Source organism: Variovorax boronicumulans, assembly GCF_029892485.1.
Taxonomy (GTDB): Bacteria; Pseudomonadota; Gammaproteobacteria; order Burkholderiales; family Burkholderiaceae_C; genus Variovorax; species Variovorax boronicumulans_B.
The window spans coordinates 156,132-174,500 of the sequence record NZ_JARXVG010000003.1; the positions used below are offsets into that span (position 1 = coordinate 156,132).

The 18,369-nt window shown below is 65.6% G+C and carries 15 protein-coding genes; 12 read left to right on the plus strand and 3 right to left on the minus strand.

Features of this window, described 5'->3' with window-relative positions:
- Nucleotides 1–25: 25 nt before the first annotated feature.
- Nucleotides 26–907 (minus strand): sn-glycerol-3-phosphate ABC transporter permease UgpA, encoded by an 882-nt coding sequence (gene ugpA / locus M2282_RS08600; RefSeq protein WP_280808358.1) that lies wholly within the window; start codon nt 905–907, stop codon nt 26–28.
- 99 nt (nt 908–1,006) lie between these two features.
- Nucleotides 1,007–2,320, minus strand: a complete 1,314-nt coding sequence (gene ugpB / locus M2282_RS08605) for a sn-glycerol-3-phosphate ABC transporter substrate-binding protein UgpB (protein WP_280808359.1) — start codon at nt 2,318–2,320, stop codon at nt 1,007–1,009.
- A gap of 226 nt (nt 2,321–2,546) precedes the next feature.
- Between ugpB and serA the strand changes: the two genes are divergently transcribed.
- The 3 genes from serA (at nt 2,547) to M2282_RS08620 (ending at nt 8,545) form a co-directional block, all read left to right on the plus strand.
- The gene (serA, locus tag M2282_RS08610; RefSeq protein ID WP_280808360.1) at nt 2,547–3,779 is read left to right on the plus strand and encodes a phosphoglycerate dehydrogenase; all 1,233 of its coding nucleotides are present in this window, start codon (nt 2,547–2,549) and stop codon (nt 3,777–3,779) included.
- A gap of 450 nt (nt 3,780–4,229) precedes the next feature.
- Nucleotides 4,230–8,108 carry an FAD/FMN-binding oxidoreductase gene (locus M2282_RS08615; RefSeq protein WP_280808361.1) on the plus strand — a complete coding sequence of 1,293 codons (3,879 nt, stop codon included), beginning with the start codon at nt 4,230–4,232 and terminating at the stop codon, nt 8,106–8,108.
- Nucleotides 8,105–8,545, plus strand: a complete 441-nt coding sequence (locus tag M2282_RS08620) for an HIT family protein (RefSeq protein ID WP_280808362.1) — start codon at nt 8,105–8,107, stop codon at nt 8,543–8,545. The genes M2282_RS08615 and M2282_RS08620 overlap by 4 nt, the downstream gene beginning before the upstream one ends.
- Nucleotides 8,546–8,563: 18 nt before the next feature.
- On the opposite strand, the gene M2282_RS08625 is transcribed toward M2282_RS08620, so the two are convergent.
- A complete protein-coding gene (locus tag M2282_RS08625) occupies nt 8,564–9,349 on the minus strand; it encodes a hypothetical protein (protein WP_280808363.1) in 786 nt (261 codons plus the stop codon).
- A 109-nt stretch (nt 9,350–9,458) separates the two neighbouring features.
- Here M2282_RS08625 and M2282_RS08630 point away from each other — a divergent pair, with 109 nt between their 5' ends.
- The 9 genes from M2282_RS08630 (at nt 9,459) to aspS (ending at nt 18,360) form a co-directional block, all read left to right on the plus strand.
- Nucleotides 9,459–9,872: a DUF971 domain-containing protein gene (locus tag M2282_RS08630; RefSeq protein WP_280808364.1), complete on the plus strand. Its 414-nt coding sequence runs from the start codon at nt 9,459–9,461 to the stop codon at nt 9,870–9,872.
- A 156-nt stretch (nt 9,873–10,028) separates the two neighbouring features.
- Nucleotides 10,029–10,760 carry a bifunctional demethylmenaquinone methyltransferase/2-methoxy-6-polyprenyl-1,4-benzoquinol methylase UbiE gene (gene ubiE, locus M2282_RS08635; protein WP_280808365.1) on the plus strand — a complete coding sequence of 244 codons (732 nt, stop codon included), beginning with the start codon at nt 10,029–10,031 and terminating at the stop codon, nt 10,758–10,760.
- A 32-nt stretch (nt 10,761–10,792) separates the two neighbouring features.
- Nucleotides 10,793–11,818, plus strand: a complete 1,026-nt coding sequence (locus tag M2282_RS08640) for a Tim44 domain-containing protein (protein WP_280808366.1) — start codon at nt 10,793–10,795, stop codon at nt 11,816–11,818.
- 51 nt (nt 11,819–11,869) lie between these two features.
- The gene (locus M2282_RS08645; protein WP_280808367.1) at nt 11,870–12,427 is read left to right on the plus strand and encodes a ubiquinone biosynthesis accessory factor UbiJ; all 558 of its coding nucleotides are present in this window, start codon (nt 11,870–11,872) and stop codon (nt 12,425–12,427) included.
- A complete protein-coding gene (gene ubiB / locus M2282_RS08650) occupies nt 12,424–13,989 on the plus strand; it encodes a ubiquinone biosynthesis regulatory protein kinase UbiB (RefSeq protein WP_280808368.1) in 1,566 nt (521 codons plus the stop codon). Before M2282_RS08645 ends, ubiB begins: the two co-directional genes overlap by 4 nt.
- 13 nt (nt 13,990–14,002) lie before the next feature.
- Complete coding sequence (locus M2282_RS08655) at nt 14,003–15,451, plus strand: sodium:solute symporter family protein (RefSeq protein WP_280808369.1); 1,449 nt, start codon at nt 14,003–14,005, stop codon at nt 15,449–15,451.
- Between the two features lie 83 nt (nt 15,452–15,534).
- Nucleotides 15,535–15,873, plus strand: coding sequence for an FmdB family zinc ribbon protein (locus M2282_RS08660; protein ID WP_280808370.1), 339 nt, complete (start codon nt 15,535–15,537; stop codon nt 15,871–15,873).
- 11 nt (nt 15,874–15,884) lie between these two features.
- Complete coding sequence (locus M2282_RS08665) at nt 15,885–16,514, plus strand: DUF502 domain-containing protein (protein ID WP_280808710.1); 630 nt, start codon at nt 15,885–15,887, stop codon at nt 16,512–16,514.
- 37 nt (nt 16,515–16,551) lie between these two features.
- Nucleotides 16,552–18,360 (plus strand): aspartate--tRNA ligase, encoded by a 1,809-nt coding sequence (gene aspS / locus M2282_RS08670; protein WP_280808371.1) that lies wholly within the window; start codon nt 16,552–16,554, stop codon nt 18,358–18,360.
- The last annotated feature ends 9 nt before the right edge of the window (nt 18,361–18,369 follow it).

Below are 18,369 nucleotides of genomic sequence, written 5' to 3' on the forward strand. Positions count from 1 at the left end.
AGTTCGGTTTTTTCTTGTTGCTTCATCAGTACTGCACTTTCTTCTCGACGTAGCGGAACTGGATGACCGTCAGCGCCACCACGATCACCATCAGCACCACCGACTGTGCGGCCGAGCCGCCCAGGTCCAGGCTCTTGAAGCCGTCGTGATAGACCTTGTAGACCAGGATGGTGGTGTCCTGTCCCGGGCCGCCTTGGGTGGCCGCATCGACGATCGCGAAGGTGTCGAAGAAGGCGTACACCACGTTGATCACCAGGAGGAAGAAGGTGGTGGGCGACAACAGCGGGAACTGCACCGTCCAGAAACGGCGCCACGGGCGCGCGCCATCGATGGCCGCGGCCTCGATCAGCGACCTCGGGATGGACTGCAGGCCCGCCAGGAAGAACAGGAAGTTGTAGGAGATCTGCTTCCACACCGAGGCCATCACGATCAGCGTCATGGCGTGGCCCGAGTCGAGCAGGTGGTTCCAGTCGATGCCGATCTTGCCCAGCGCATAGGCCACCACGCCCAGCGAGGGCGAGAACATGAAGACCCAGAGCACGGCCGCCACGGCGGGCGCCACGGCGTAGGGCACGATCAGCATGGTCTTGTAGAAGGTGCCGCCGCGCGTGATGCGGTCGGCGAACACGGCGAGGAGCAGCGACAGGCTGATGCCGATGCTCGCCACCAGCACCGAGAACACGGCCGTCGTCTTGAACGACGCGGCGTAGCTCGAGTCGCCCCACAGGTGCCTGAAGTTGTCGAAGCCGACGAATTCGACCGAGGTGCCGAACGCGTCCTGCTGCTGCAGCGACTGCAGGATGGCCTGCCCCGCCGGCCAGAAGAAAAACACGAGGATCACCGCCATCTGCGGCGTCAGCAGCAGCCAGGGCAACCAGCCCGAGCGAAAGAAAACGCGTTTTTCCATGATCCCTCTGAATAAAAAATCCCGCCCGGCCCGCTCTGTTGCAAGAGCGAACGGGGGCGGGCGATATTAGCCGGACACAGAGAGCCCGGCCTTCAATCGTTAGCTTTTGTTCGCCTTCTGGAAGCGTTCCAGTTGCTCGTTGCCGCGCGTCACGATGGCGTCGAGCGCTTCCTTGGCGGTCTTCTTGCCGTTCCAGACCTGTTCGAGCTCTTCGTCCTCGATGGCGCGGATCTGCACGTAGTTGCCGAGGCGAATGCCGCGGCTCTTGTCGGTGACCTTGCGGATCATCTGCGTCACGGCCACGTCGGTGCCGGGGTTCTGCTTGTAGAAGCCCGAGTCCTCGGTGAGCTTGTACGAGGCGGTGGTCACCGGCAGGTAGCCGGTGCGCTTGTGGCTGGCGGACTGCACTTCAGGCGTCGAGATGAAGCTGAAGAACTTGGCCACGCCCTTGTACTCGGCCGGCTTCTTGCCCGACATGACCCACAGGCTCGCGCCGCCGATCACGGTGTTCTGCGGTGCGCCCGGCACGTCCGGGTAGTAAGGCAGGGGTGCCAGGCCGTAGGCGAACTTGGCGTTCTTGGCCACGTTGCCGTAGAAGCCCGACGAGGTGTTGATCATGGCGCACTCACCCGAGACGAACGAGGCCTCAGGCACGTTGCCGCGGCCCTTGTAGATGAACAGGCCCTGCTTGGCCATGCTGGCCAGGTTCTCCACATGGCGCTGGTGCAGCGGCGAGTTGACCTTCAGGCGCGTGTCCAGGCCCTGCAGGCCGTTGGCCTTGGTCGCGAATTCCACGTTGTGCCAGGCCGAGAAGCTCTCGAGCTGGGTCCAGTTCTGCCAGGCGGTGGTGAACGGGCACTTGTGGCCGCTGGCCTTGAGCTTGGCGGCCGCAGCCACCACTTCGGGCCAGGTCGACGGTGCCTTGTCGGTGGGGAGGCCTGCCGCCTTGAAGGCGTCCTTGTTGAAATAGAAGACCGTGGTCGAACTGTTGAACGGGAAGCTCAGCATCTGGCCGTTGGGGGCGGTGTAGTAGCCGGCCACGGCGGGGATGTAGGCGGCCGGGTCGAACTTCTCGCCCGCGTCCTTCATGACCTGGCCCACCGGGATGACGGCGCCCTTGCTGGCCATCATGGTGGCGGTGCCCACTTCGAACACCTGCAGGATGTGCGGTGCGTTGCCCGAGCGGAAGGCCGCGATGGAGGCCGTCATGGATTCGTCGTACGTGCCCTTGAAGGTCGGCACGATCTTGTATTCCTTCTGGCTCTCGTTGAACTGCTTGGCCAGGTCGTTGACCCACTCGTTGTTGACGGCAGTCATGGAATGCCACCACTGGATTTCGGTCTGGGCCTGGGCCACGTTGAACAGCGTGGTCGCGGCCAGCGCCGATGCCAGCGCGAGCGTCTTGAATCGCATGAAGACTCCTGAAGGGAAAATGAAAGCGCGGATGCTAGGGCATGTGGATGACACAGCCGCGTCACATTGGCGCACGGACCGCTGTCATCTTCCAATCGGGGAAACCCCTTTGGCATCAAGCTCGGCGCGGGTTGCGGGCCTGCATGCTGCGCCGCACCATGCTAGCATCGCCCTCCCTTTTTTGGCCCAGCTTGTCGCCACGGCCAGGGCCCTTTGCGAGACCGCCATGAGCAGCAAAACCTCCCTCGACAAAAGCAGGATCAAGTTCCTCTTGCTCGAGGGCATCCACCCCTCGGCCGTGGAGGTGCTGCGCGCCGCCGGCTACACCAACATCGAGTCGCTGCCGGGCGCGCTGCCCGACGCCGAACTCAAGGCGAAGATCGCCGACGTTCACTTCCTGGGCATCCGCTCGCGCACGCAGCTGACGGCCGATGTGTTTGCCGCGGCCCACAAGCTGGTGGCGGCAGGTTGCTTTTGCATCGGCACCAACCAGGTCGACCTGGACGCGGCCCGCGAGCATGGCGTGGCGGTGTTCAATGCCCCCTATTCGAATACGCGCTCGGTGGCCGAACTGGTGCTGGCCGAAGCGATCCTGCTGCTGCGCGGCGTGCCCGAGAAGAGCGCGGTGGCGCACCGCGGCGGCTGGCTCAAGTCGGCCGACAACGCCTACGAAATCCGCGGCAAGACGCTGGGCATCGTGGGCTACGGCTCGATCGGCGCGCAGCTGTCGGTGCTGGCCGAGGCGCTGGGCATGCATGTGGCGTTCTTCGACGTGGTCACCAAGCTGCCGCTGGGCAATGCGCGCCAGGTGCGCGACCTGCATCAGCTGCTCGCGCAGAGCGACATCGTGACGCTGCACGTGCCCGAGACGCAGGCCACGCAATGGATGATCGGCGCGGCCGAGATCGCCGCGATGAAGCCGGGGGCTATCCTCATCAACGCCTCGCGCGGAACCGTGGTCGAGATCGATGCACTGGCCGGTGCGCTGAAGGAAAAGAAGCTTCTGGGCGCCGCGATCGACGTGTTCCCGGTGGAGCCGCGCAGCAACAAGGACGAGTTCCTGTCGCCCCTGCGCGGGCTGGATAACGTGATCCTCACGCCGCACATCGGTGGCTCGACGATGGAGGCGCAGGCCAACATCGGGCTGGAAGTGGCCGAGAAGCTGGTGAAGTACAGCGACAACGGCACTTCGACTTCCTCGGTCAATTTCCCCGAGGTGGCGCTGCCTGCGCATCCTGGGAAGCACCGGTTGCTGCACATTCACCGGAACGTGCCGGGTGTGCTGTCGGAGATCAACAAGATCTTTTCGGACAACAACATCAATATCTCTTCGCAATTCCTTCAGACGAACGAGAAGGTCGGGTATGTCGTGACCGACATCGACGCCGCCTCATCGGACCTGGCGCTGGAGAAGCTGGCGAAGGTGAACGGGACTATTCGGAGTCGCGTGCTGTTCTGATTTTTTTGGTTGCCGGGGGGCGGCGATGGGTGCTGTGCCCTTGGGCGGCCGACGTCACCGGCCGCTTCGCGGCTTCCCTGCGCTGCTCGCGACGGGCGGGGTCTCGCCGAACTCGCCTTCGGCTCAAACAGCGGCGAGCCCTGATCCGCCCGTCGCTGCGCTGCTCGGCGGTGCCTCAACGGCCGCCCAAGGGCACAGCACCCATCGCCGCAGTCAGCGCTGTCGTCGATCACTCCTTCCCGGACCCGACTCCCCGTATTACTCCCTCTCCCTCTGGGAGAGGGCAGGGGTGAGGGCAGCAGCATCAACCTCACGACGGGCGCCCCCAAGTCGAGCGCGCTCCTAGCACAAGGGCAACGCCAGAACGGCGAGGCAAGACCCCAAGCCCTGCCCTAAAATCCACCCCCCCGGCTACATGGGCGCGCAGCGCCTGGCCAAGGGCCCCACCCGATGAATGCTCCGACCGCGTTGAATACGCTGTTGGCACAGGCCGCAGAGCCTGTCCGACTGCGCGAGATCCCGTACAACTACACCAGCTTCTCCGATCGCGAGATCGTGATTCGCCTGCTGGGCGAACGCGGCTGGGAACTGCTGCAGACCCTGCGCGCCGAGCGCCGCACCGGCCGATCGGCGCGCATGCTCTACGAGGTGCTGGGCGACATCTGGGTGGTGCAGCGCAACCCCTACCTCGTTGACGACCTGCTCGACAATCCGCGCCGCCGCGGCCAGTTGGTCGAGGCGCTCAAGCACCGCCTGGCCGAAGTCCAGAAGCGCCGCACCCCCGACAGCGACATGCCGCGCGACCAGCTGGTCGGCGAGCTCACCGCGCTGGTGGGCGATGCGGTTGCCGCCTTCGACACCAAGTTCCGCGACGTCGCAGCCCTCCGCCGCAAGGCCACGCGGGTGCTGGGCCGGCTCACCGCCAAGGACAACATCAAGTTCGACGGCCTCTCGCGCGTGTCGCACGTGACCGATGCGACCGACTGGCGCGTGGAGTACCCCTTCGTCGTGCTGTGCCCCGACACCGAGGCGGAGATGGCGCTGCTGGTGAAGGGCTGCATCGAGCTGGGCCTGACCATCATTCCGCGCGGCGGCGGCACCGGCTACACCGGCGGCGCGATTCCGCTGACCTGGAACAGCGTCGTCATCAACACCGAGAAGCTCGAGGCGATGACCGAGGTCGAGCACATCTCGCTGCCCGGGCTTGCCGACCCCGTGCCGACCATCTGGACCGAAGCCGGCGTCGTCACGCAGCGCGTGGCCGATGCGGCCGAGCGCGCTGGCTTCGTGTTTGCGGTCGATCCGACCTCCGCCGAAGCTTCGTGCGTGGGCGGCAACGTCGCGATGAATGCGGGCGGCAAGAAGGCTGTGCTCTGGGGCACGGCGCTGGACAACCTGGCCTCGTGGCGCATGGTGACGCCGCAGGCCGAATGGCTCGAAGTCACGCGCATCGGGCACAACCTGGGCAAGATCCACGATGCCGAGCGCGCCGTGTTCGAACTCCAGTATTTCGCAGCCGACGGCAAGACCAAACTGCGCACCGAGCAGCTCGACATTCCCGGCAAGACCTTCCGCAAGGAAGGCCTTGGCAAGGACGTGACCGACAAGTTCCTCTCGGGCCTGCCGGGCATCCAGAAGGAGGGCTGCGACGGCCTCATCACCAGCTGCCGCTGGGTGGTGCACAAGATGCCTGCGCACACGCGCACCGTGTGCCTCGAATTCTTCGGCAACGCGAAGGACGCAGTGCCCAGCATCGTGGAGATCAAGGACTTCATGTTCGCCGAGCAGAAGCGCTCGGGCGTGCTGCTGGCCGGCCTCGAACACCTGGACGACCGGTATCTGAAGGCTGTCGGCTACGCCACGAAATCGAAGAAGCACGGCGGCCTGCCGAAGATGGTGCTGTTCGGCGACATCGCGGGCGACGACGCCGATGCGGTGGCGCGCGTCACCTCCGAGGTGGTGCGCATCGCCAACTCGCGCAGCGGCGAAGGCTTCATCGCCATCAGCCCCGAGGCGCGCAAGAAGTTCTGGCTGGACCGCAAGCGCACGGCTGCCATCAGCAAGCACACCAACGCCTTCAAGATCAACGAAGACGTGGTGATCCCGCTGCCGCGCATGGCCGAGTACAGCGACGGCATCGAGCGCATCAACATCGAACTGTCGCTGCAGAACAAGCTCGCGCTCACCGACGAGCTCGAAACCTTCCTCACGCGCGGCAACCTGCCGCTGGGCAAGACTGACGACGCGCACGAGATTCCGGCGGCCGAGTTGCTCGAAGACCGCGTGGCGCAGGCCGTGGCGCTGGTGCACGAGGTGCGGGCGCTCTGGGCCGGCTGGCTGCAGAACGTCGATGCGCTGTTCCCGCAACTGCAGGACCACTCGCTGCGTGCGAGCTGGAAGACGCAGCTGCGCCAACCGCTGCAGGAGATTTTCTCGGGCGCCGAGTTCGCGCCGATCCTGGCGGAGTGCACCGCCATCCACCAGCGCGTGCTCAAGGGCCGCGTGTGGGTCGCGCTGCACATGCACGCGGGCGACGGCAACGTGCATACCAACATCCCGGTGAACAGCGACAACTACGACATGCTGCAGACCGCGCATGCCGCGGTGGTGCGCATCATGGCGCTGGCGCGCAGCCTGGACGGCGTGATTTCGGGCGAGCACGGCATCGGCATCACCAAGCTCGAATTCCTTAGCGACGAAGAGCTGCGCCCCTTCACCGAATACAAGGCCCGTGTCGACCCCGAAGGCCGCTTCAACAAGGGCAAGCTGCTGCGTGCACCGGCGGGCGAGGCGGTCACGTTGCATGCCGACCTGACCAACGCCTACACGCCGAGCTTCGGCCTCATGGGGCACGAGTCGCTGATCATGCAGCAGAGCGATATCGGCGCCATCGCCGACAGCGTGAAGGACTGCCTGCGCTGCGGCAAATGCAAGCCGGTGTGCGCCACGCACGTGCCGCGCGCCAACCTGCTCTACAGCCCGCGCAACAAGATCCTCGCGACCTCGCTGCTGGTCGAAGCCTTCCTCTATGAAGAGCAGACCCGGCGCGGCATCAGCATCAAGCACTGGGAAGAGTTCGAGGACGTCGCCGATCACTGCACCGTGTGCCACAAGTGCCTGACGCCCTGCCCGGTGAAGATCGACTTCGGCGACGTGTCGATGAACATGCGCAACCTGCTGCGCAAGATGGGCCAGAAGAGCTTCCGGCCCGGCAATGCGGCCGCGATGTTCTTCCTCAACGCGACCAACCCGCAGACCATCAAGGCGGTGCGCGCGGGCATGGTGGGCATTGGCTTCAAGGCGCAGCGCCTGGCCAACGACCTGCTGCGCGGCCTCGCGAAGAAGCAGACCGCCGCGCCGCCGGCCACGCTGGGGCCGGCGCCGATCAAGGAGCAGGTGATCCACTTCATCAACAAGAAGATGCCGGGCAACCTGCCGAAGAAGACGGCGCGCGCGCTGCTGGACATCGAGGATGCGGACTACGTGCCGATCATTCGCGACCCGAAGGCGACCACGTCGGAAACCGAGGCTGTCTTCTACTTCCCGGGGTGCGGTTCGGAGCGGCTGTTCTCGCAGGTGGGCCTGGCCACGCAGGCGATGCTCTGGCATGCGGGCGTGCAGACGGTGCTGCCACCGGGATACCTGTGCTGCGGCTATCCGCAGCGCGGCAGCGGCCAGTTCGACAAGGCCGAGAAGATGATCACGGACAACCGCGTGCTCTTCCACCGCGTGGCCAACACGCTCAACTACCTGGACATCAAGACGGTGGTGGTGAGCTGCGGCACCTGCTACGACCAACTGCAGGGCTACCAGTTCGACAAGATCTTCCCGGGTTGCCGGATCATCGACATCCACGAATACCTGCTCGAAAAGGGCATCACGCTCGCCGGTGCGGGCGGTGGCGGCTATCTCTATCACGACCCGTGTCACTCGCCGATGAAGCTGCAGGACCCGATGAAGACGGTGAAGGCGCTGGTGGGCGACAACGTGCTCAAGAACGACCGCTGCTGCGGCGAGTCGGGCACGCTGGGCGTGTCGCGGCCGGACATCTCCACGCAGATCCGTTTCCGCAAGGAAGAAGAACTGAAGAAGGGCGAGGCCGAACTGCGCGAGAGCGGCGCTGTAGGTGCCAAGGACAACGTGAAGATCCTCACCAGCTGCCCGAGTTGCCTGCAGGGCCTCTCGCGCTACGGCAACGACCTGAACAATGGCCTGCTCGAAGCCGACTACATCGTGGTCGAGATGGCCAACAAGATCCTCGGCGACGACTGGATGCCGAAGTACGTGGCCGCCGCCAACCACGGCGGCATCGAGCGGGTGCTGGTATGACGGTGCATCCAGGCTGCCCCTTCTGCGAGGGGCCGGGTGGCCGCGTGGTGTTCGAGGGCGCCAAGGTGCGCGTGATCCATGCGGAAGAGGTGGGCTTTCCGGCTTTCTACCGTGTGATCTGGCGCGAGCACGCGCCGGAGTTTTCAGACCTCGACGCCGCGGACCGTGTGCTGTGCATGGAGGCGGTGACGGTGGTCGAGCAATGCCTGCGCGAGCAGTTGAAGCCCACGAAGATCAACCTCGCCGCGCTCGGCAACATGGTGCCGCACCTGCACTGGCACGTGATCGCGCGCTTCGAATGGGACAGCCACTTTCCTTCGCCGTTCTGGGCGGCCGCTCAGCGCGCGGCACCGGTCGATCGCGTGGCGGATGTGCAGGCGCTGCTGCCGAAGCTGGAGGCGGAGATGGTCCGTCGGCTGGCGTTGCTGCAGGACTGAGAGCGAGGCCGTTCGCGCTCAGCGCGCGGAGGCCGTGCGGGTTGCCGCCAGTTTTCGGTTCGCGCAGCTTTCCTTGAATTCGGGTGTTGCGCGCATTTCCATCGAGAAGCGCTTGGATGCCGCGCTGCCGTCGCGGCACACGCGATCCAGTTCGGCCTGGGCCTCACGGTTGCCCGCATTCGATGCATGCGCCAGCACGCGCAGTGCGTGAATGGGCAGCGCGGACGGCACGCTCGACGATGCCGCTGTTGCATCGGTCCTGGGCGCCGATGGAGCCGGCTTGGCCGTCGTTTCGTTCACCGGCAGCGTGCGGCCCGTGCCCGCCGACGTGGGCAGGCGCTCGACCGCTGTGAAGTCGCCGCTCTTGCCCGCGCGTTCGACCATCTGGCGGTAGCTGTCCATCATCCGCGAGGTGTCCTTGGGTGTCAGGTCCTTCGCGGGCTTGGCGAGATAGGCGGCGACCTCGGGTGGCAGTGCGGCATTCACCGCGCTGAATTCGGGCCCTGCGGACCGCGTCCCGAACTGTGCGGCATGCGCCGCATCGTCGCCCAGTGCTGCTGCGCCTTTGCCGGCAACACCCGCCACGCCCGTTGCGCTCTCGGCAGCGACGGCGCCTGCACCCACCGCAGCACCCTTGCCGGCCGTGCCCGCCGCCTTGCCGGCGGTTGCGGCCTTGCCTGCTGCCTTGCCGAGCAGGCCGAGGAAGGCATGCGCCGGCATGACGGAGCCTGTTGCCAGCGCAGCGCAGAGGGCAAGGGCCGCCCAGTTCGGGCGCGGTGATCGATGGCGTTGACGTGTCTTCATGCCGTGATGCTAAGCGCTGGTATTCGTGGGCCGAGGCGCATGCGGGCACAGCCGCACGGCATACTGCGCGCCTCCCGAGAATTTTCCGAACGGAACACCGAATACCGCTATGGCAGGCTTGAAACCGGGCGCACCGACGCCGCAATCAATCACCGTGCACGGCCAGTCGCGTGTGCTCGAAGTGGGCTTCTCGGACGGCGCGACCTTCCGCATTCCGTTCGAGCTCATGCGCATCTACTCGCCCTCCGCCGAAGTGCAGGGCCATGGCCCGGGCCAGGAGGTGCTGCAGACGGGCAAGCGCGATGTCGAACTCGTCGGGCTGGAACCCGTCGGCAACTACGCCGTGCAGCCGGCCTTCAGCGACGGCCACGATACCGGCATCTACTCGTGGGACCTGCTCTACGAACTCGGCGCGAACCAAGGCGACCTGTGGGCGCAGTACGAGCGCCGGCTCGCCGAAGCGGGTGTCGATCGCGATGCGCCCATGATCGACAAGGGCGGGTCTGCGTGCAGCAGCCACTGATGCTTCGGATTTCTTCGGTGCTATTGAAAAGATAGCTCTGCAGGCAGCAGGTGCGCGCGTTGCAGGGCTTCTTCGTTTGAAGAAAAAGCAACAAATGCCCCCGTGGGCGCGGGGTCGTCGCCTTGATGTGTAGGCTTCCGGCCTAACATCGGTTGCATGAGTACAACCCACTTCGGCTTTGAGAAAGTCGACGAAAGCGAGAAGGCGCAACGTGTCCGCGGCGTCTTTGACTCTGTAGCTTCGCGCTACGACGTCATGAATGACCTGATGTCGGTGGGCCTGCACCGCGCCTGGAAGGCCTACACCGTGATGGTGGCGAACGTGGGCGAAGGCTCGCGCGTGCTCGACATCGCGGGCGGCACCGGCGACCTCGCGCTTGCCTTCTCGAAGAAGGTCGGCGCCACCGGCCGGGTGGTCCACACCGACATCAACGAAGCCATGCTGAGCACCGGCCGCGACCGCCTGCTCGATGCCGGCGTCGCGCTGCCCACGCTGGTCTGCGATGCCGAGAAGCTGCCGTTTCCCGATGACCACTTCGACGTCGTGACCGTGGCCTTTGGCCTGCGCAACATGACGCACAAGGACATCGCGCTCAAGGAAATGAACCGCGTGCTCAAGCCGCGCGGCAAGCTCCTGGTGCTCGAGTTCTCCAAGATCGCCAAGCCGCTCACCAAGGCCTACGACTTGTACTCCTTCAACGTGCTGCCGCGCCTTGGCAAGCTCGTGGCCGGCGACGACGCGAGCTATCGCTACCTGGCCGAATCGATCCGCATGCATCCCTCGCAAGAGGAGCTCAAGACCCTCATGAAAGAGGGCGGTTTTGGACATGTGGACTATCACAACATGACGGGTGGCATCGCTGCCCTGCATGTTGGAATCAAGTGTTGATGAGGCGAATTTTTCGCTCTAGAGGAGACGACATGAAAAGTTTGAGTTCTTTGTTCCTGGCAGCTGCGTTGGTGCTCGTGAGCGTGCAGGCAGACGCCGCCCGTGTGGGTGGCGGCAAGTCCTTCGGCCGCCAGTCGTCCAACGTGACGCAGCGCCAGTCCACGCCGCCGGCGGCCCCTGCGCAGCAGAACGCGACCAACTCGGCCGCCAAGCCCGCGACGCCCGCGCCCGCTGCCGCCGCACCGAAGCGTCCTTGGGGCGCGATGCTCGGCGGTCTCGCCGCCGGCCTCGGCCTCGCATGGCTTGCACATTCGCTGGGCCTGGGCGCCGGCTTCGGCAACATCCTCCTGATCGGTCTGCTGGTGTTCGCCGCCTTCGCGGTGTGGCGCATCTTCAAGGCGCGCTCGGCTGCTTCGGCCGGTGCCAATGGCCAGGGCGGCTTCGCTTTCCAGGGCGCTGGCGGGAACCCCGCGAATGCCAGCGCACCGGTGCAGTACAGCCCGGCCAACGTGGGCAACGATGCTTCGGCACGCCCATGGGAGCGTTCGGCCACCGCCTTCGATGCCACGCCGGCCGACGGTGACCGCCATGGCAGCAGCCTTTCGGCCGCAGGCGCCGCAGCGGGCGGCAGCATGATCGGTTCCGCCCTCGGTGGTTCGCAGTCCTGGGGCATCCCCACGGGCTTCGACGTGGACGGATTCCTTGGCGCCGCCAAGCGCAATTTCGTGACGCTGCAGGACGCATGGGACCGCGCCGACGTGTCGATGCTGCGTTCGATGATGACCGACGAGATGGTCGAAGAAATCCGCACGCAGCTGGCAGACCGTGCGAGCCACACCGGTGGTGCGTCGAACAAGACCGAAGTCGTGATGCTCGACGCCAAGCTGCTCGGCATCGAAGAGCTGCCCGACGCCTACATGGCGAGCGTGGAGTTCTCCGGCATGATCCGCGAGGACGCCTCGGCAGGCCCGGGTCCGTTCCGCGAAGTGTGGAACATGACCAAGCCGACCAGCGGCGCTGGCGGCTGGCTGGTTGCCGGCGTTCAAGCGCTGCAGTAAACGACAGATGTTCGCGGCCGCCGGGCCGCGTACAGAAACGATAATGGGGACATGGCCACACCATCGTCCCCTTTTTCTTTTCTCGGCGACCTCTTCAACCGCGTCGGCGAGCGCCTCCAGCCGCCGGACTGGGCGGTCCACGAGATTCAGCACCGCGCTGTTCTGTTCCTCAACCATGTGCTGCAGCAGGAGCCCGAGGCCCAGCAGCGGTTGCTGCGCCAGCAGGGCAGGGTGGTGCGCTTCCAGTGGCGCTTCGTGACCATGGAGCTGGTGGCCACGCCGGCCGGCCTGCTCGACCTGGCGCCGCCCGGTTCCACGCCTGAACTCACGCTCACCGTCACCGACGAATCCCCCTTCGAGATCGCCCGCGCCACGCTGCGCGGCGACAAGCCCTCCGTGCAGATCGTCGGCGACGTGCAACTGGCTGCCGAGGTCAACTGGCTGGTCGACCATGTGCGCTGGGACGTCGAGGACGACCTCGCACGCGTGATCGGCGACGTGCCCGCGCACACCCTGGGCAATGGCGTGCGGCGCGTGGTGACGGCGCTGCGCCAGTTCGTCGGCGACCGCACGGCCAAGGCCGGCGGTTCGGCGGGCCAGGCCGAATGAGGCGCTTCTACCGCGGCGTATTCATCGTCTGGATCGCGCTGCGCTACGGTCTGGACGAGCTCGTGCTCACGAGCTTCCAGAAGCCCTGGCTGCGCGTGGTGGCCCGCGTGGTCTCCATCGGCCGCAACCTCGATGCGCCGCGCGGCCAGCGGCTGCGCGAGGCGCTCGAGCGGTTGGGCCCCATCTTCGTGAAGTTCGGCCAGGTGCTGTCGACCCGGCGCGACCTGCTGCCGCCCGACATCGCCGACGAGCTCGCCTTCCTGCAGGACCGCGTGCCGCCGTTCCCGTCGGCCGTGGCTGTGGCGACCATCGAGCGCGCTTTCCGCCGGCCGGTGGGCGACGTATTCGTGCAGTTCGACGAGACGCCGATCGCCAGCGCCTCGATCGCGCAGGTGCACTTCGCGACCATCCGCACCAACCAGGGCGAAATCCGCGACGTGGCTGTGAAAGTGCTGCGCCCCAACATGCGCGGCGTGATCGAGAAAGACCTGGCGCTCATGGCCATGATGGCCGGCTGGGTCGAAAAGCTCTCGCCCGACGGCAAGCGCCTGAAGCCGCGCGAGGTGGTCGGCGAGTTCGACAAGTACCTGCACGACGAGCTCGACCTGGTGCGCGAGGCCGCCAACGCGGCCCAGCTGCGCCGCAACATGGCCGAGCTCGACCTGGTGCTGATCCCAGAGATGTTCTGGGACTTCTGCCACCCCGAGGTGATCGTGATGGAGCGCATGAACGGCGTGCCCATCGCCCAGCTCGACCGATTGCGCGCGGCCGGTGTCGACATTCCCAAGCTCGCGCGCGACGGCGTCACGATCTTCTTCACGCAGGTGTTCCGCGACGGTTTCTTCCATGCCGACATGCACCCGGGCAACATCCAGGTGAGCCTGGCGCCGGAGACCTTCGGGCGTTACATCTCGCTGGACTTCGGGATCATCGGCACGCTCACCGAGTCGGACAAGGAATACCTCGCGCAGAACTTCGTCGCCTTCTTCCGGCGCGACTACAAGCGCGTGGCCGAATTGCACCTGGAAAGCGGCTGGGTGCCCGAAGGCACGCGCATCGACGAGCTGGAGGCGGCGATCCGCACCGTCTGCGAGCCGTACTTCGACCGGCCGCTGAAGGAAATCTCGCTCGGCATGGTGCTCATGCGGCTCTTTCAGACCTCGCGGCGCTTCCATGTCGAGATCCAGCCGCAGCTGGTGCTGCTGCAGAAGACGCTGCTCAACATCGAGGGCCTGGGCCGCCAGCTCGACCCCGAGCTCGACCTCTGGCACACCGCCAAGCCCTTCCTCGAGAAGTGGATGGTCGACCAGATCGGGCCGAAGAAGCTGTTCCAGCAGCTCAAGGCCGAAGCGCCGCGCTATGCAAAATTGCTGCCGCAACTACCTCGATTGCTTCACGATTTCCTGGAAAATCGGCCACCCGATCACCGCCGCGAACTGCTGGAACTGTTGGCTGCGCAAAAACGCACCAACAGGTTGCTCCAGACCATCATCTACGGTGGCATAGGTTTTGTATTGGGGTTGCTCGCCATGCAATTGCTGGTGCGTGTGAAGTTGTTCTAGAGGAGATTCCCCCGTGCTGCTGACGTTGGTCATCGTCTATCTGCTGGTCACCATCGCCATCGGGCTCTATGCCGCCAAGCGGGTGAAGAACACCACCGACTTCGCCATCGCGGGGCGGCATCTGCCGCTCTTCATGATCGTCACGACCACCTTCGCGACCTGGTTCGGGTCCGAAACGGTGCTCGGCATCCCGGCCAAGTTCATCGAGGGCGGCCTGCATGGCGTGGTCGAAGACCCGTTCGGCGCCGGCACCTGCCTGATCCTGGTGGGCCTGTTCTTCGCGGGCAAGCTCTACCGCATGACGCTGCTGACCATCAGCGACTACTACCGCGAGCGCTATGGACGCAGCGTCGAGGTGGCCTGCACGCTGATCATCATGCTGAGCTACCTGGGCTGGGTCTCGGCGCAGGTCACGGCGCTGGGGCTGGTGTTCAACGTGCTGTCGGCCGGCGCCATCAGCATTCCTCTGGGCATGGTGATCGGGGTGGTCTCGATCCTGGCCTACACGCTCTTCGGCGGCATGTGGTCGGTGGCGGTGACCGACTTCATCCAGATGATCATCCTGGTCGCCGGCCTGGCGATCATCGCGGTGTTTGCCGGCAACATGGCCGGCGGCGCCGACAAGGTGGTGGCCTTCGCGGTCAGCAAGGATCTCTTCAAGTTCTGGCCCGAGCCCAACTGGCACGACATGGTGTTTTTCTTTGCCGCGGCCATCACGATGATGCTGGGCTCCATTCCGCAGCAGGACGTGTTCCAGCGCGTGATGTCGGCCAACAGCGTCAAGGCCGCCCAGCGCGGCCCGGTGATCGGCGGGGTGGCGTACATCCTGTTTGCCTTCGTGCCGATGTTCCTGGTGGCCAGCGCGTTGCTGATCATGCCGGAGGAGGTGGCCGTGCTGCTCAAGGAAGATCCGCAGAAGGTGCTGCCCACGCTGGTGCTGCAGAAGATGCCGTTCGTGATGCAGGTGCTGTTCTTCGGCGCGCTGCTGTCGGCCATCAAGTCGACCGCCTCGGCCACGCTGCTGGCGCCCAGCGTCACCTTCACCGAGAACATCTGGCGCCAGTTCCGCCCCTCGGGCACCGACCGCGAGAACCTCCGGACCATGCGCATCACGGTGCTGCTGTTCAGCGCCGCCGTGCTGGCCTACGCCATCCGCATGCAGGGCACGCCGATCTACGAACTGGTCTCGGGCGCCTACCAGGTGCCGCTGGTGGGGGCCTTCGTGCCGCTGGTGTGCGGCCTCTACTGGCGCCGCGCCACGACGCAGGGCGCCATCGCGTCGATCCTGCTCGGCATCGGCACCTGGCTGCTGTTCCTGGCCTTGCCTTGGGGCACCGTGTTCCCGGCCCAGCTGGCCGGCGTGCTGGCCTCGTTCGCCGGCATGGCGGCCGGTTCGCTTCTGCCGCAGTGGGTAGCGAACACTCACACGCCGCACCGGCCACTGGCCACCGAGCCGGCCTGAAACCGCCCGGGCGGCGGGGTGGGCCCTTATAATCGAGGGCTTTGCGAGCGGCAGCTGCGCCGCTTTCTGGACCCTATTTCCCCATGCCCATCTACGCCTACAAGTGCAGCGCCTGCGGCTTTGCCAAGGACGCTTTGCAGAAGATGTCCGACGCGCCCCTCACGGTGTGCCCGGCGTGCGGCGCCAGCGCCTTCGAAAAGCAGGTCACCGCCGCCGGATTCCAGCTCAAGGGATCGGGCTGGTACGTGACCGATTTCCGCGAAGGCAGCGGCAAGAAGGCCGAGCCCGCCACCGCCCCCGTTGCGAGCGAAGGCGCCAAGCCCGCCGAGTCTTCTTCCTCCACCCCCGCCGCGGCCAGCCCTGCGCCCGCACCCGCGGCCCCCCCTCCCGCGCCGGCTCCTGCCGCCAAGAGCGGCGATTGAAACGCCTCCCCATGCTCGCCCTGCGCAAATGGCTGTTCTCCGGCTTGCTGGTGATCGTTCCGCTGTTCATCACCCTGGCGGTGCTGAAGTGGATCATCGACACGCTGGACCAGACGCTGTGGGTGCTGCCGGTCATGTGGCAGAAGTGGCTGTTCGAGAACAACATCCGCGGGCTCGGCGTGCTGCTCACGCTGGCCATCCTGCTGGTGGTCGGCGCCATTGCGAGCAATTTCGTCGGCAAGCGCCTGCTCGGCTGGGGCGATGCCGTGGTGCGGCGCATTCCGGTCGTGCGCTCGATCTATTCGAGCGTCAAGCAGGTCTCGGACACGCTGTTCTCCGAGAACGGCAACGCGTTCCGCACGGCGGTGTTGGTCCAATGGCCGCGCGAGAACGTGTGGACCATTGCCTTCGTGACCGGCGCGCCGGGCAACGAGGTGGCCGAGCACCTGGGCACCGAGGAATTCCTCAGCGTCTACGTGCCGACCACGCCCAACCCCACGGGCGGCTATTTCGTGATGCTCAAGCGCAGCGACTGCATCGAACTGAAGATGAGCGTGGACGAAGCGCTCAAGTACATCGTCTCGATGGGCGTGGTCGTTCCAGGCGGCCCCTCCGCGGTGGCGATCAAGCCCAACTCATAAAAACGAACGCGCCACGACGGCGCCGGAAGTCATCTCCATGGCCATGCGTACTCACTATTGCGGTCTTGTGACCGAAGCCCTGTTGGGCCAGACCGTCACCCTTTGCGGCTGGGTCAACCGTCGCCGCGACCACGGTGGCGTGATCTTCATCGACGTGCGCGACCGCGAAGGTTATGTGCAGGTGGTGTGCGACCCCGATCGCGCCTCCACCTTCGCCGTGGCCGAGAACCTGCGCAACGAGTTCTGCGTGCAGATCACCGGCCTCGTGCGTTCGCGCCCCGAAGGCACGACCAACGACAGCCTCAAGAGCGGCAAGATCGAAGTGCTGTGCCACGAGCTCAAGGTGCTCAACCCCTCGGTCACGCCGCCGTTCCTGCTGGACGACGACAACCTCTCGGAAACCACCCGCCTCACGCACCGCGTGCTCGACCTGCGCCGCCCGGCCATGCAGCGCAACATGATGCTGCGCTACAAGGTGACGATGGAGACGCGCAAGTTCCTCGATGCCAACGGCTTCATCGACATCGAGACGCCGATGCTGGGCAAGTCCACGCCCGAAGGCGCGCGCGACTATCTCGTGCCCAGCCGCGTGCACGACGGCAGCTTCTTCGCGCTTCCGCAGTCGCCCCAGCTCTTCAAGCAGCTGCTGATGGTGGCCGGCTACGACCGCTACTACCAGATCGTGAAGTGCTTCCGCGACGAAGACCTGCGCGCCGACCGCCAGCCCGAATTCACGCAGATCGACATCGAGACCTCGTTCCTCGCCGAAGAAGAAATCCGCGAGATGTTCGAAGGGATGATCCGCAACGTGTTCCGCAACGCCGCGGGCATCGACCTGCCGGTGTTCCCGACCATGACCTACGGCGACGCGATGTTCAAGTACGGCTCGGACAAGCCCGACCTGCGCGTGAAGCTCGAGTTCACCGAGCTCACCGAGCTCATGAAGCGGGTCGAGTTCAAGGTGTTCTCGAACGCCGCGACGCAAAAGGATGGCCGCGTGGTCGCATTGCGCGTGCCGGGCGGCGGTGCCGAGGGCGGCCTCTCGCGCGGCGAAATCGACGCTTATCAGGAATTCGTCAAGATCTACGGCGCCAAGGGCCTGGCCTACATCAAGGTCAACGACGCATCCGCCGGCCGCGAAGGCCTGCAAAGCCCGATCGTGAAGAACCTGGACGACGGCACGCTGGCCGAGATCATCGCCCGGACGGGTGCGCGCAACGGCGACATCCTGTTCTTCGGCGCCGACAAGGAAAAGGTCGTCAACGACGCCATCGGCGCGCTGCGCGTGAAGATCGGCCACAGCGCCTTCGGCAAGAAGGCGGGCCTGTTCGACGACCGCTGGGCACCGCTCTGGGTGGTCGACTTCCCGATGTTCGAGTTCGACGAGGAAGGCCAGCGCTGGAGCGCCGTGCACCATCCGTTCACCGCACCGAAGGACGGCCATGAAGACCTCATGGACACCGCCCCCGAGAAGTGCATCGCCAAGGCCTACGACATGGTGCTCAACGGCATCGAGATGGGCGGCGGTTCGGTGCGTATCCATCGCGAGGAAGTGCAGAGCAAGGTGTTCCGCGCGCTGAAGATCAGCGCCGAGGACGCGCAGCTCAAGTTCGGCTTCCTGCTGGACGCGCTGCAGTACGGCGCCCCGCCGCATGGCGGCATCGCCATCGGCCTGGACCGCCTGGTCATGCTGATGACCGGTGCCGAGTCGATCCGCGACGTGATCGCCTTCCCCAAGACCCAGCGCGCGCAAGACCTGCTGACGCAGGCGCCGAGTCCGGTCGACGAGAAGCAGCTGCGCGAGCTGCACATCAAGCTGCGCAACACGCCGCAAGCTGCGGCCTGAGACCGGCAG

Coding starts and splice junctions, on each gene's coding strand:
- ugpA (WP_280808358.1), bottom strand. CDS start 907: ATGGAAAAACGCGTTTTCTTTCGCTCGGGCTGGTTGCCCTGGCTGCTG.
- ugpB (WP_280808359.1), bottom strand. CDS start 2,320: ATGCGATTCAAGACGCTCGCGCTGGCATCGGCGCTGGCCGCGACCACG.
- serA (WP_280808360.1), top strand. CDS start 2,547: ATGAGCAGCAAAACCTCCCTCGACAAAAGCAGGATCAAGTTCCTCTTG.
- M2282_RS08615 (WP_280808361.1), top strand. CDS start 4,230: ATGAATGCTCCGACCGCGTTGAATACGCTGTTGGCACAGGCCGCAGAG.
- M2282_RS08620 (WP_280808362.1), top strand. CDS start 8,105: ATGACGGTGCATCCAGGCTGCCCCTTCTGCGAGGGGCCGGGTGGCCGC.
- M2282_RS08625 (WP_280808363.1), bottom strand. CDS start 9,349: ATGAAGACACGTCAACGCCATCGATCACCGCGCCCGAACTGGGCGGCC.
- M2282_RS08630 (WP_280808364.1), top strand. CDS start 9,459: ATGGCAGGCTTGAAACCGGGCGCACCGACGCCGCAATCAATCACCGTG.
- ubiE (WP_280808365.1), top strand. CDS start 10,029: ATGAGTACAACCCACTTCGGCTTTGAGAAAGTCGACGAAAGCGAGAAG.
- M2282_RS08640 (WP_280808366.1), top strand. CDS start 10,793: ATGAAAAGTTTGAGTTCTTTGTTCCTGGCAGCTGCGTTGGTGCTCGTG.
- M2282_RS08645 (WP_280808367.1), top strand. CDS start 11,870: ATGGCCACACCATCGTCCCCTTTTTCTTTTCTCGGCGACCTCTTCAAC.
- ubiB (WP_280808368.1), top strand. CDS start 12,424: ATGAGGCGCTTCTACCGCGGCGTATTCATCGTCTGGATCGCGCTGCGC.
- M2282_RS08660 (WP_280808370.1), top strand. CDS start 15,535: ATGCCCATCTACGCCTACAAGTGCAGCGCCTGCGGCTTTGCCAAGGAC.
- M2282_RS08665 (WP_280808710.1), top strand. CDS start 15,885: ATGCTCGCCCTGCGCAAATGGCTGTTCTCCGGCTTGCTGGTGATCGTT.
- aspS (WP_280808371.1), top strand. CDS start 16,552: ATGGCCATGCGTACTCACTATTGCGGTCTTGTGACCGAAGCCCTGTTG.